Below are 12,213 nucleotides of genomic sequence, written 5' to 3'. Positions count from 1 at the left end.
AGCGGGGATATCCCGCTTTTTTGCTACTTTTGTTACAAGGTGTCAGAAATGAAGTTAAGCGAGAGGTTGACGGCAATAGCTCATTTAATCCCTCCGGGAACCGCTGTCGCCGACGTGGGCACCGATCACGCATATCTCCCTATATACCTTGTGAGAAACGGGATTTCCCGTAAGGTTATCGCCACCGAAGTCAGGGAAGGGCCCTTTGAGAGGGCTAGGGCAAACGTCAAAAAAGCCGGCCTGGAGGAATTTATCGAAGTTCGCCTGGGCTACGGCCTGACTCCCTTAAGGCCCGGCGAGGCGGAGGTGGCGGTAATCGCCGGGATGGGAGGGGAGACCATATGGAGCATAATAGAAAAATCCCCCGATATTGTAAACTCTCTGTCCGCCGTCATAGTTCAACCCATGAGATACCAGCCTAAGCTCAGAAAAGCTCTCATGGACCACGGCTTTAATTTCATTGAAGAGCGCGTGGTGAAGAGCGAAGACCGGTTCTACGAGATAATCGTGGTCAGGAAGGGGGATCCGGTTTCCTACGACGAAATCGATGTGCTGGTGGGACCTGTGTTGAAAAAAAAGAAGACGCCGGAGGTCCTGGGCTACATTAAGGCGCGCCTGGACAGGCTCTTTTACCGGTTAAAGGAATTAGAAGGCCGGAATACGATATCGGCCGCTAACGCCAGAGAATCTCTTATGAGAGAGATCGAATTACTGAGGGAGGTGTATGAAAATGCCGGCCTGCCAGACGGTGATAAATATCATAGAGAGGCTGGCGCCAAGGAAACTAGCCCTGGAATGGGATAACGTAGGGCTGATGGTCGGGGATTATTCGGCAAAGGTCGACAGAATTCTTGTCGCTTTAACGGTTACCCCCGGCGTTATGAATTACGCTATAGAACACAAAATGGATATGATAATATCGCACCATCCTTTTTTATTCAAACCCCTAAAATCAATAAAGCGGGACTTGCCCTCGGGGAGGATGATTTATGATGCCGTAAAACACGATATAGTGATTTACTCGGCTCATACCAACCTGGATGTAGCTTCCGGCGGGGTCAACGACTTATTAGCCGGATGCCTGGATCTGGAGGGTGTTGAGGTTTTGGAGCCGACCAGGGAAGAGCCGCTGAAAAAAATCGTGGTATTCGTGCCTAGGGGATATGAAGATGCCGTAAGAGATGCGATGGGGGATGCGGGCGCCGGCCATATAGGTAATTACAGCCACTGCACCTTTAATGTGGCCGGTATTGGCACTTTCAGGCCTCTCGAGAAAGCCAGACCGTTCATAGGAGAGGCAGGGCGGCTGGAGCGGGTGGAAGAGGTGAGGATCGAGACAATCGCTCCTGAGTCTTTAGTAAAAAAGATAGTAAGCGCTATGCTAAAAGCTCATCCTTATGAGGAGGTGGCTTATGATCTGTACCCGGTAGAAAACAAAGGAGGCGTCTTCGGTTTGGGCCGCATCGGATATCTTAAATCTCCTCTGACTCTCAAGGATTTATGCGAGAACATAAAGCAAAAACTTGGAGTTAATTCCCTCAGGGTGGTTGGAGATCTTACTAAAAAGGTTTCAAAAGTCGCGGTCTGCGGGGGCGCCGGGGGAAATCTCGTCTCAAAGGCGGCTTTTCTGGGGGCCGATGTCTACATCACCGGAGACGTTAAGTACCATGAGGCCGAAGAAGCGAGGATCACCGGTATGGCTTTAATAGACGCCGGCCATTACTCGACAGAAAAGTTGATTTTAAACTTTATAGCCGATCATTTAAAAAAGGAGCTTTCCGCGCTGGGCGAAGATGTCTGTGTAGAGGTGTACGACGAAGGCGAACCCTTTGCGATCGTTTGAGAAAAGTGACGAGGAAGGGAGTTTTGCCCGTGAACGCTGCGGAACTGGACCTTATTTACCAATTTCAAGAACTGGAGAACCGGGAGGAGTACCTGAAACAACAGCTGAAGCACTGCCTCAGCCTGCCGGAATTGATCTCATTAAAGGAGGCGCTGGGAAGAGCCTCGGCTGATTATGAGAACTGCGCAAAAGCCATCGATGGGATGAAGAGAGATCTTGACATGGTGGAGGCGGAATCCGAAGAGATAGACTCACAGATTAAACAACTGGAGAATAGAATTTACAGCGGGGCAGTGAAGTCGTTTAAAGAGCTCCAGGGCCTTCAAGAAAAACAGGAGAGCCTTAGAAGAAAATCCGGGGACATTGACAACAGGGCTTTCAGTTTAATGGAACAAATGGAACGCCTGGGTAAAAACGCAGGGGAAATATATGATCAAATCAGAAAAATGAAAAAAGATTACAATCAATTGAGATTGAAAAATATAACAGAAATTGATAAAATAAAAAGTGAATTGGCAGAAGTAAAGGCTAAAAAGCAAAAGATTTCCAGGATTATCTCTAAGGAGCTCCTGGAGAAATATTCAAGACTTAAAAAAGGCTATAAGAATCCTGTAGCAAAACTTTACAATGGCAAATGCGGTGGTTGCCGCATGGCGGTGTCCTTGGCTACGATTCAGGAGGTGAGCGCCCACAGGAGCATAGTGTATTGCGAAAATTGCGGGAGAATTCTCATCTAAATTTACAGGAGGTATTATGAAAAGGCTTACGGTATACACGGATGGCGCTTCTCGGGGAAACCCGGGAGATGCAGGAATCGGCATAGTTATGCTCGATGAAAACGGCAACACTCTAAAGGAAGTAAGCGATTACATCGGACAAACCACAAATAACATTGCCGAATATACAGCTCTGGTCACTGCTTTAAAAGAGGCGCTCGAAATGGGCTGCGAAGAGATAGACATTTTTTCCGACAGCGAGCTCATGGTCAAACAGATAAACGGTGAATACCAGATTAAAAACGAGGGAATAAAGCGCCTGCATACCCAGGTCATGGGATTATTAAAAGAATTTAAGAAGTTCAGCATAAATCACATAAGGCGGGAGCAAAATAAGAGGGCTGATGAGCTCGCCAACGAAGGTATAGATCTTGCCGTCAGTGAAGAAGAGATTATTGACATTTAAATAGAATGGTGCTATACTTATAATCCGGCGAAATGATGGTGAGTAGGTCGGATGGTCGCGGGCTTGTGCCCGAGGAAAGTCCGAGCTCCACAGGGCAGGGTGCTGGGTAATACCCAGTGAGGGCGACCTCAAGGAAAGTGCAACAGAAATATACCGCCTGTTGGGAAGCTACCGCTTCTCACCGGGTAAGGGTGGAAAGGTGAGGTAAGAGCTCACCAGCGGTCAGGCGACTGGCCGGCTCTGTAAACCCCACCTGGAGCAAGACCAAATAGGGGAGCACATGCGGTGGCCCGCCGCGCTCCCGGGTGTGGTCGCTAGAGGTGTCAGGCAACTGGCATCCGAGATAGATGACCATCCACGACAGAACTCGGCTTACAGACCTACTCATTCATACTGCATGAAACTCAAGGCTTTTAGCCTTGAGTTTTTAAGTTTATAACAATAAACAAAATAAAAGAAGGGTCCGAATCCCTGCGGGATTCGAACCTCCCTTCGATTTACACTGCCTTTTTTTCGGAAGCTTCATCAGACGATTTATTTTCCGATGCACTAGCAGAAGAACTCTTATGGACGTAATCGGTTATGTGAAATCCAGAACCTTTAAAAACCAAACCGACATTGCGGCTTATCAGGCGTTTTACCGGACTTCCGCATGTGGGGCAGCTTTCCAAAGGAGATTCAGTTATTGCCTGTTCTTTTTCAAAATCCCCACAATTTGTACACCTGTACTCGTATAGCGGCATCATTTGCACCCCCTCGTCAGCGTCGTTTACAGTCGTTTACAAAAGATTATATACAACGGTTTTTCCAGTTTGTCAAGCCTGCTTATTGCAAAAGGGTTTTGCGATAAAATTAATGCTGAAGGGAGAGGATCTGGTTGAAGGCTCAGATACATAGATTCAAAGTATGGGATACGAAAATGGTTTTTGACGTAAACAGTGGTTCCGTTTTCGAGGTTGACGACCTGGTCTACGACGTGCTGGAATTTTACGGAGAAAAACCGCTGCAGGAGATAGTTTACAGGTTAAAGGGGAAATACGAAGAATCAGATATAATAGAAGCGATAAAAGAGCTGGACGACTTGAAGGTAAAGGGTCTCCTTTTTGCAGAGGCGGATCTTACCCCAGCCCTTGATGCTTTGAGACAGAAGAAAAACGTAAAAGCCCTCTGTCTTAACGTAGCCCACGACTGTAATCTAAGATGCAGATACTGTTTTGCGTCCAAAGGCCACTATAACGGGAAAAGGCAACTGATGGACAAAGAGGTAGCCCGGAATGCCGTAGATTTTTTAATAGAACACTCAGGGGATCTGAAAAACTTGGAAGTGGATTTTTTCGGCGGTGAGCCTCTGATGGCCTTTGATACGATCAAATACGTGATTTCATATGCTAGGAGCCTTGAGGACAAGTGCGGCAAAAGATTTCATTTTACCGTCACGACCAACTGCACGATACTCAACGATGAGGTAATCGATTTCCTTCACGAAAATATGGACAACATCGTTATGAGTCTCGACGGAAGAAAGCGAGTAAACGATGAGATCCGCGTAAAGGCCGATGGATCGGGGAGTTACGACCAGGTGATACCAAATATAAAGAGGATAGTCGAGCTCAGGAAAAGGGACGGCAAAGATTATTACGTCCGGGGGACGTTCACCAGATACAATTTGGACTTTGCCGAAGACGTCTTTCACATGGCTGATCTTGGGTTTAAAGAAATATCTATAGAACCCGTCGTTGGATCGGAAGAGGATTATCTCATTGGATATGACGATCTGGAGGTTATATACCAGCAATACGACAGAATAGCGAGAGAATACCTAAACAGAAAAAGATCCGGCAAAAACCCCTTTAGATTCTACCACTTTAATATCGACATTTACCATGGTCCCTGCATCTATAAAAGGCTTTCCGCCTGCGGGGCCGGTAGAGAATACCTCGCTGTCACCCCCGGCGGTGACATATATCCGTGCCACCAGTTCATAGGCTACGGGGAATTCCTTATGGGAAGCGTATTTGAAAAAAAATTGAACGCTGGAGTAATCGATAAATTAAACAACACCCATGTACTTGCAAAATCCGAGTGCGCGTCGTGTTGGGCCAGGTTTTTTTGCAGCGGTGGTTGCACCGCAAATAATTATCAGGTGAACGGGGACCTGAACGAGCCTTACGATATAGCCTGCAGGCTCCAGAAAAAGAGAATCGAATATGCGATTTATCTCAGCGTGAAAGCTGGGGAGGAAAAAGGGACTAAAAGGGTCCTGTGCTAAAATCGACCAATAAGCGACAATTTTCATACAATTTATATAAAAACAAAAACGCAATATGGTGATAGATGTAAAAATAGCCGAAAGATGGTAATAATGCTAAAATAATACATGAACAATGGGAATAAATGGCACATACGGTCGTTGAATCCGGGTGAGATTTATGGTAGAATCTGCCCTGTAAAAAATGTTGGTTGAAGGGGAATTTCCATGGCGACATCATTGCTTAATCTCAGCCGGGAAATAGGGAATTTGAAGAAGGAGCTAAACGAGAAGCTGGAGAAGAAGAATCTGCTTGCCCAGGAGGTATATGCCCTGAGCTTAAAGCTCGATAAGCTGATTTTGGATTACCAGAGGTCTGCTCTCAAGGCAGAATAGCAAACGCCGGATTTACTGGGGGTGCTGCATTATTGTGCAGCATTTTTATTTTGACATCTTTTCTACGGTCTAATATAATTGTTTTTAAAGAAATATTTGCGGGGTGTTATTATGAAACTTTTTAAAATCGAGGATGTGGAGACTTTAAGCCGCGCTGATATAAAAAAACTTTATTCTGAATACGTAAATCCGGGACTCGCTTCTATACTGGGTCTTTTAAATTTTGACAGGACTTACATAAAAGCCGAGGGATGCTATGTATGGGATGCGGAAGGGCAAAAATATTTGGATTTTTTAGGAGCGTACGGCGCCCTTAACCTGGGGCACAATCCCCCTGAAGTCTTGGAAGCTTTGAAAACAGTAAGCCGGAAACCCAATTTGCTGCAGGCTACTATAAACCCGTATGCGGCGGTTCTGGCTCACAATCTTTCGAGGATAGCACCGGAGGGCCTAAAACACAGCTTTTTCTGTAACAGCGGTGCCGAAGCGGTGGAAGGAGCATTGAAAACAGCCAGGGCCGCCACAGGAAAACAAAAAATAATATCCTGTGAAGGGTCTTTTCACGGAAAGACTTTTGGAGCTCTATCGGCTACCGGCAGAGACAAATACAAGGGTCCCTTCTTACCCCTGGTTCCGGGGTTTGAGAGCATCCCATACGGAGACCTGGAGGCTCTTGAGGTAAAATTAAAAGAGGGCAATGTGGCTGCGTTCATAGTGGAGCCGATCCAGGGAGAGGGTGGAATAATAGTACCGCCGAAAGGTTTTCTGAAAGGCGCCCGGGAACTCTGCGATAGGTACGGAGCACTATTGATAGTGGACGAAATTCAGACGGGATTCGGCCGGACCGGCAGGATGTTTGCCTGCGAAGAAGAAGGTGTAAGGCCTGATATAATGTGCGTGGCCAAATCCCTGGGAGGCGGTGTGGTGCCCATCGGCGCCTTCATCACCACCGACGAAGTATGGGACAGGGCCTATTCGGGGATGGATAAATGCCTGCTGCATACCTCGACTTTCGGTGGAAACACTTTAGCCTGCGCCGCAGGCATAGCATCTATCAATGCCATTGTAGAGAAAAAACTGGCCGAGAGGGCCGGTGAACTGGGCGATTATTTCCTTTCCAGGCTGAAAAATTTACAGGAGAAGTTTGGAATTATTAAAGAGGTCCGGGGAAGGGGACTGATGATAGGCATCGAGTTCGAGCCGCCGGTAAAAGGGTTTATCAGTAAAATAACCGGTGGAATTATCAATAAATTTTACGAAGAATTCACCGGGGCCCTTGTGGCCGGTGAGTTGTTGAACAAACACCGGGTAATCACCGCTTATACCCTCAACAATCCGAACGTTATAAGGTTGGAGCCGCCTCTGGTTGTTTCAAAAGAGGATATCGATGAGGTGTTAAACGCCCTCGAGGACATATTCAGCAGGTACAGGGGATTTATGGGAATGACTTTGAATGCCGTAAAAACCGCCGCTAGTTCAATACTGTCAAGGTAAAATAAAATAAAAAATATAAGGTAAGCACATATTGTCTTAATTTAATATGTTTGCTTACCTTTTGTTTTTTTTAAAGTGCGGCTATTCAACATGAAAGTTTGTAATTATTGTTAGCGCTCCTGAAAAAAATTCGTAAAGTCCTTCACCTATATAAGCAATAAGTTAAGGTTCTTATTTTAGACTTGCCCGAATCTAATAAGCATGAAAAAAGAGGATATATGCTCTTATATTGAACATAGTATCCTCCGGTCATTATGTATATTTAGTCAAAATCCCCTTTTTTCTAAAAAATAAAAATGGTCGGGACGGCGGGACTTGAACCCACGACCTTTCGGACCCGAACCGAACGCGCTACCAAACTGCGCTACGTCCCGACAGAAAATATTATACTACAAACCATAATTTTTTTCAAACCTTTTTTCACGATCACTAACTTGCAAAATTACGGCATAAACTAAAAGTAGCGCACGGATTTTAACGTTTAGGAGGAATTTTTCAACAAAAGGAGAAATAAAATGATGCGAATCTATATAGAGGAGGTAGGCAGTTTGAATAATCTTTTCACCCGTAAGACCTTAGACAACGGGATCAATCTTTACACCTGTTCCACCGACAAGTTTAAAACGATTACAATCTGCGCCTTCATTCATCAGAATCTAGAAAAAGACACCGCCACGAAGACAGCCCTTTTGCCCTTTGTCCTGAAGCGAGGCAGCTGCGGTTTTCCAAGTTCAAGGCTCATCAACCGTCACCTGGAAGAGCTCTACGGCGCCGATTTTGGAGGCGATATCATAAAAAAAGGCGAAAGGCAGATAATTCAGTTTTTTATCGAGATGGTAAATCCCAGGCACGCGGGTGCGGAAGATAAAATCCTGGATGAAGGCTTGAAACTTTTCAAAGACGTCGTCCTGAATCCGGTAACGGAAGGTTCCGGTTTCAGAGAAGTTTACGTTGAACAGGAAAAGGATGTGCTGAGGAGAAATATCGAGTCCCTCTTCAACGATAAATTTAATTACGCCATCGAGCGCTGTTTTCAGGAGATGTGCAAGGACGAGCCCTTCAGTATATATAAGTACGGCAGCGTCTCCGACCTGCCGGAGATAGACGGCGAAAACCTGTACGGATATTATAAAACGGTAATGAGCAGCAGCCCGATGGATATTTTCGTCCTGGGCGAAGTGGATGAAGAGCAAATTTGTGAAAAGTTCAACCGCCTCTTTTCTTTCGAGCGCCAGGAAAAGAAGATTTCCACAAGTATTGTAATAAAGGATGTTGAGCGGGAAAGATTTGTGGAAGAAAAGCAGGACGTAAACCAGGGGAAGCTTTCTATGGGGTTCAGGACGGGCACCCGTTACGGCGACGAGGATTTTTACGCTCTAATGGTGTTTAACAGCATCCTTGGGGGAGGTCCTCATTCCAAACTGTTTCAGAATGTCAGGGAAAAGGAAAGTCTCGCGTATTACGCCTTTTCCCGCTTGGAAAAAAATAAGGGCTTAATGTTAGTAAGCTGCGGTATTGATTTTAATAAACTGGGAAAAACGATAGATATAATAAAAAAGCAGATAAAGGATATAAAGGAAGGACGGATTTCCGATTACGAATTCGAAAGCTCCAGGAAATCCCTGATCAATTCTTACCGTGAAGCCGCCGACAGCCCGCCCATGATTATCAGCCTTTACCTCGACGGCATTATAAACGGCGTCGAAGAGTCCATAGAAGAAATTATTGCAAAAATTCAGCGCGTTACGAAAGAAGACGTGGTCCGGGTAGCCGGGAAGGTAACCCTGGACACTGTGTATTTTCTCAACAAAAAATAATCGGAAGGTGAACGTACATGGATTTAATCGGAGAAAATCTATTCTACCGGAAGTTTGACAACGGTCTCAAGGCATACGTGCTGCCCAAAAAAAATTACAACAAAGTTTACGCAGTTTATTCCACCCGGTATGGGTCCATCGACAGCGAGTTCGTGGTGCCCGGTACCGGGGAGCGCTTGAAAGTCCCGGAGGGTATAGCTCATTTTCTCGAACACAAAATGTTTGAAATGTCTTACGGTAACGTGTTCGATAAATTTGCGGAGCTTGGAACTTCGTCGAATGCGTATACCAACTATACAAATACGACCTATCTTTTCTCTACCACAACAGCCTTCGAAGAGAGCATGCGGCTTTTGCTGGAGTTTGTCGAAACCCCATATTTTACCGAGGAAAGCGTGGAAAAAGAAAAGGGCATCATCACCCAGGAACTCAGGATGTACGAAGATGACCCCGAATGGCAGGTTCTGCTCAACCTGCTAAAAGCCCTTTACCACCGCCATCCCGTGAGGGATGATATAGGCGGCACTGTGGAATCGATTCAAAAAATCGACGTTGACACCCTGTATAAGTGCTACAATACCTTTTATCACCCCAGCAACATGGTAATTTTCGTGGCCGGGGCGGTAGAGCCCGAAAAGGTTTTTGATCTCATAATGGAACATGAAAAGAATAAAGACCTGGCTCCTCAGGATGAAATCATGAGGATTTATCCGGAAGAGCCCGACACGATATGTAAGCCTAAAATCGATGTAAAGCTTTCGGTAAGCCAGCCCATCTTCCTCATGGGTTTTAAAGATGCGGACGTGGGTTACGACGGGGTGGAGCTTCTGAAAAAAGAAATTACCGTAAGCCTTTTGCTCGAGGTTATTTTTGGAAGGAGCTCGGTTGTCTATGAGAGGCTTTATGAAGAGGGCCTGATTGACGACCGCTTCGGTTTCAGCTATGAGGGTCAAAAAGATTATGGTTTCTGCACAATCGGGGGAGAGACCAGGGACCCGGTAAAGCTGCGCGAAGAACTAATAAAAAGCATCAGCGAGGTGAAGGAAAAAGGCCTCAGCCGGGAGGATTTTGAGAGGGTAAAAAAGAAGTACCTGGGAGATTTTATTCAGGGGCTTAATTCCCTAGATTTTATAGCCAATTCTTTTATATCCTATTACCACAAGAATATAAACATATTCGATTATCCCAGATTTTTAAAACAGATTACCTTTGAAGAAGTTAGCAGGAGGTTATATGACTTCTTTGATTTTAACAGGATGGCCTCGTCGACAGTTTATCCAAAAGAATGAATAAATATAGCACTTTTTGACGAAAAAGGTAGGGCAAAAGCCCTACCTCTTTTTTGTTAATTTTTTTGTCGCCAGGAAGGATTTTAAAAGTCCTCCGTAGAATAGTAAAAGTGGTATAAAGTGGGGGGAAGTGGAGGAAAAGCCTCCGAAAGGGAGCGCATAAAAATGTTCATGGGTCAGTTCCAGCATTCGCTGGACCCGAAGGGAAGACTAATCATTCCATCAAAGTTCAGGGAACTCCTTGGGGACAGTTTTATTCTCACCAAGGGTTTAGACCGCTGTCTGTTTGTTTATCCTAAAGATGAGTGGAGCCTGCTGGAGCAGAAACTAAAAACACTGCCGCTTACCAAAAAGGATGCCAGGGCTTTCATCAGGTTTTTCTTTTCGGGGGCTGTAGAAGTCGAGATTGACAAACAGGGAAGAATTTTGATCCCACCTATGCTTAGGGAATACGCCCGCATAGAAAAAGATGTGGTAATAATAGGAGTTTCAAACAGGGCTGAAATTTGGAGCCGGAAAGAATGGGAAGTTTACAGCAAAGAAGCCGAAAGTTCTTACGAGGAAATAGCCGAAAATATGGTGGATTTAGGGATATAGGTGATGCAGGATGGGATTTTATCATAAACCGGTGTTGCTCGAAGAAACTATAAAACTACTCGACCCAAAACCAGGCGGTGTTTACGTCGATGCTACCCTGGGAGGCGGGGGTCATTTTTCTGAAATCCTGAAAAGGGTAGGCGATAACGGTAAGGTCATAGGAATAGACAGAGATGAAGACGCGGTGCAAAACGCGAGAGGAAAATTCTCTCAATCTCCTGGTGCGGTCATCGTCCACGATAATTTCAAAAATATAAAGCATATTATCTACAGTCTCGGTTTACAGAACATTGACGGCGTAATATTCGACCTGGGCGTGTCCTCTTATCAGCTCGATGAGGAATCCCGGGGATTTTCTTATATGAAGGACGCTCCTCTTGATATGAGAATGGACAGGAACCAGGACCTTACTGCAAAAGATGTGGTCAATAAAATGGCTAAATCAGAGCTCGCAAGAATAATCAAGGAATACGGCGAAGAAAGATGGGCTGATAGAATAGCTGAATTCATATGCGAAAAAAGAAAGATCAAATCCATTGAAACCACCGGCGAGCTGGTAGAAATAATAAAGGCGGCTATTCCCGCGAGAGCCCGCAGAGAAGGTCCTCATCCTGCCAAGAGGACATTTCAGGCATTGAGGATTTACGTGAATGACGAACTTGAGATACTTTCAGCCAGCCTGAAGGATGCTGTAGACATTTTGAATCCCGGCGGCAGGATATGCGTTATTACCTTCCATTCGCTGGAAGACAGGATCGTAAAACATACTTTCAGGGAACTGGCAAAGGGCTGTACATGCCCTAAAGATAGTCCCCTGTGCACGTGCAAAAGCGAAAGGGCTCTGAAGATACTTACACCTAAACCCGTATGTCCTACGCAGGGTGAAATCCATGCCAACCCCCGAGCCCGAAGCGCTAAATTGAGAGCCGGTGAGAAGCTGAGTTCTAAATAAGAAGGAGAGTGAATAAAGTGGTAGTAGCTCCAAAAACCGTCTATCAAAGAGTGAACGAACAGTACCTACCGCGACATATCGGAAGCACCAGAACGGGGACGAAGGCGCTACCCAGGAAAAAGGGCCGTTACATTTTGAGCGTGGTTCTAGTGACATTTGCGGTCATTGTGCTCCTTACCAGGTTTGCCTTTATAATAGAGAGTCAATACAGGGTTGAAAAAATGAAGGCGGAGGTTTCAAAAATCGCCAGCGAAAACGAGAGATTGAAGGTTGAGGTGGCCAACCTCAAATCAACGGCAAGGATAGAAAGGATAGCCAAAGCTAATTTAAAAATGCAGGAACCCGGCGATGATCAAGTAATCTATCTGGATAGATAAGCAGAATTTTTTCAGGGG

General features: G+C 45.5%; 13 protein-coding genes, 1 tRNA gene and 1 other RNA gene. 13 read left to right on the top strand and 2 right to left on the bottom strand.

Features of this window, described 5'->3' with window-relative positions; translation table 11 throughout:
- The first annotated feature begins 48 nt into the window (after positions 1-48).
- The 5 genes from LZ11_RS06280 (at position 49) to rnpB (ending at position 3,416) form a co-directional block, all read left to right on the top strand.
- Positions 49-804, top strand: coding sequence for a tRNA (adenine(22)-N(1))-methyltransferase (locus LZ11_RS06280; RefSeq protein WP_148867047.1), 756 nt, complete (start codon positions 49-51; stop codon positions 802-804).
- Positions 731-1,843, top strand: coding sequence for a Nif3-like dinuclear metal center hexameric protein (locus tag LZ11_RS06275; protein ID WP_222927204.1), 1,113 nt, complete (start codon positions 731-733; stop codon positions 1,841-1,843). The genes LZ11_RS06280 and LZ11_RS06275 overlap by 74 nt, the downstream gene beginning before the upstream one ends.
- 29 nt (positions 1,844-1,872) lie before the next feature.
- Positions 1,873-2,580 carry a zinc ribbon domain-containing protein gene (locus LZ11_RS06270; RefSeq protein ID WP_148867045.1) on the top strand — a complete coding sequence of 236 codons (708 nt, stop codon included), beginning with the start codon at positions 1,873-1,875 and terminating at the stop codon, positions 2,578-2,580.
- A 16-nt stretch (positions 2,581-2,596) separates the two neighbouring features.
- Positions 2,597-3,025, top strand: coding sequence for a ribonuclease HI family protein (locus LZ11_RS06265; RefSeq protein ID WP_148867044.1), 429 nt, complete (start codon positions 2,597-2,599; stop codon positions 3,023-3,025).
- Positions 3,026-3,064: 39 nt separating this feature from the next.
- Positions 3,065-3,416, top strand: an RNA gene (rnpB, locus tag LZ11_RS06260) — RNase P RNA component class A.
- A 106-nt stretch (positions 3,417-3,522) separates the two neighbouring features.
- Here rnpB and LZ11_RS06255 read toward each other — a convergent pair.
- Positions 3,523-3,768 (bottom strand): FmdB family zinc ribbon protein, encoded by a 246-nt coding sequence (locus tag LZ11_RS06255; protein WP_170240315.1) that lies wholly within the window; start codon positions 3,766-3,768, stop codon positions 3,523-3,525.
- 134 nt (positions 3,769-3,902) lie between these two features.
- On the opposite strand from LZ11_RS06255, the gene scfB reads away from it, so the two are divergent.
- The 3 genes from scfB (at position 3,903) to LZ11_RS06240 (ending at position 7,163) form a co-directional block, all read left to right on the top strand.
- On the top strand, positions 3,903-5,294 hold the full coding sequence (scfB, locus tag LZ11_RS06250; protein ID WP_148867042.1) for a thioether cross-link-forming SCIFF peptide maturase: 1,392 nt from the start codon (positions 3,903-3,905) through the stop codon (positions 5,292-5,294).
- A gap of 207 nt (positions 5,295-5,501) precedes the next feature.
- Positions 5,502-5,669: an aspartyl-phosphate phosphatase Spo0E family protein gene (locus LZ11_RS06245; protein WP_148867041.1), complete on the top strand. Its 168-nt coding sequence runs from the start codon at positions 5,502-5,504 to the stop codon at positions 5,667-5,669.
- A 111-nt stretch (positions 5,670-5,780) separates the two neighbouring features.
- Entirely contained in the window at positions 5,781-7,163 is a 1,383-nt protein-coding gene (locus LZ11_RS06240; protein ID WP_148867040.1) for an aspartate aminotransferase family protein, read from the top strand.
- A gap of 297 nt (positions 7,164-7,460) precedes the next feature.
- Here LZ11_RS06240 and LZ11_RS06235 read toward each other — a convergent pair.
- Positions 7,461-7,537 (bottom strand) — tRNA-Pro (locus LZ11_RS06235).
- A 174-nt stretch (positions 7,538-7,711) separates the two neighbouring features.
- Between LZ11_RS06235 and yfmF the strand changes: the two genes are divergently transcribed.
- The 5 genes from yfmF (at position 7,712) to LZ11_RS06210 (ending at position 12,195) form a co-directional block, all read left to right on the top strand.
- Positions 7,712-8,980: an EF-P 5-aminopentanol modification-associated protein YfmF gene (yfmF, locus tag LZ11_RS06230; protein ID WP_246110730.1), complete on the top strand. Its 1,269-nt coding sequence runs from the start codon at positions 7,712-7,714 to the stop codon at positions 8,978-8,980.
- Positions 8,981-8,997: 17 nt separating this feature from the next.
- A complete protein-coding gene (gene yfmH / locus LZ11_RS06225; RefSeq protein ID WP_148867038.1) occupies positions 8,998-10,269 on the top strand; it encodes an EF-P 5-aminopentanol modification-associated protein YfmH in 1,272 nt (423 codons plus the stop codon).
- Positions 10,270-10,434: 165 nt separating this feature from the next.
- Positions 10,435-10,866, top strand: a complete 432-nt coding sequence (gene mraZ / locus LZ11_RS06220) for a division/cell wall cluster transcriptional repressor MraZ (RefSeq protein WP_148867037.1) — start codon at positions 10,435-10,437, stop codon at positions 10,864-10,866.
- 10 nt (positions 10,867-10,876) lie between these two features.
- A complete protein-coding gene (gene rsmH, locus LZ11_RS06215) occupies positions 10,877-11,818 on the top strand; it encodes a 16S rRNA (cytosine(1402)-N(4))-methyltransferase RsmH (RefSeq protein ID WP_148867036.1) in 942 nt (313 codons plus the stop codon).
- A gap of 17 nt (positions 11,819-11,835) precedes the next feature.
- Positions 11,836-12,195, top strand: a complete 360-nt coding sequence (locus LZ11_RS06210) for a cell division protein FtsL (protein ID WP_170240314.1) — start codon at positions 11,836-11,838, stop codon at positions 12,193-12,195.
- Positions 12,196-12,213 lie beyond the last annotated feature (18 nt).

The organism is Thermosediminibacter litoriperuensis (assembly GCF_008124715.1).
Taxonomy (GTDB): domain Bacteria; phylum Bacillota; class Thermosediminibacteria; order Thermosediminibacterales; family Thermosediminibacteraceae; genus Thermosediminibacter; species Thermosediminibacter litoriperuensis.
This window is presented reverse-complemented; position numbering and strand designations above follow the sequence as displayed.

Bases quoted from the DNA above. Each gene is read 5' to 3' on its own strand.
- LZ11_RS06265 (WP_148867044.1), top strand. From the start codon at position 2,597: ATGAAAAGGCTTACGGTATACACGGATGGCGCTTCTCGGGGAAACCCG.
- LZ11_RS06240 (WP_148867040.1), top strand. From the start codon at position 5,781: ATGAAACTTTTTAAAATCGAGGATGTGGAGACTTTAAGCCGCGCTGAT.
- LZ11_RS06280 (WP_148867047.1), top strand. From the start codon at position 49: ATGAAGTTAAGCGAGAGGTTGACGGCAATAGCTCATTTAATCCCTCCG.
- LZ11_RS06275 (WP_222927204.1), top strand. From the start codon at position 731: ATGCCGGCCTGCCAGACGGTGATAAATATCATAGAGAGGCTGGCGCCA.
- yfmH (WP_148867038.1), top strand. From the start codon at position 8,998: ATGGATTTAATCGGAGAAAATCTATTCTACCGGAAGTTTGACAACGGT.
- rsmH (WP_148867036.1), top strand. From the start codon at position 10,877: ATGGGATTTTATCATAAACCGGTGTTGCTCGAAGAAACTATAAAACTA.
- LZ11_RS06255 (WP_170240315.1), bottom strand. From the start codon at position 3,768: ATGCCGCTATACGAGTACAGGTGTACAAATTGTGGGGATTTTGAAAAA.
- LZ11_RS06245 (WP_148867041.1), top strand. From the start codon at position 5,502: ATGGCGACATCATTGCTTAATCTCAGCCGGGAAATAGGGAATTTGAAG.
- mraZ (WP_148867037.1), top strand. From the start codon at position 10,435: ATGTTCATGGGTCAGTTCCAGCATTCGCTGGACCCGAAGGGAAGACTA.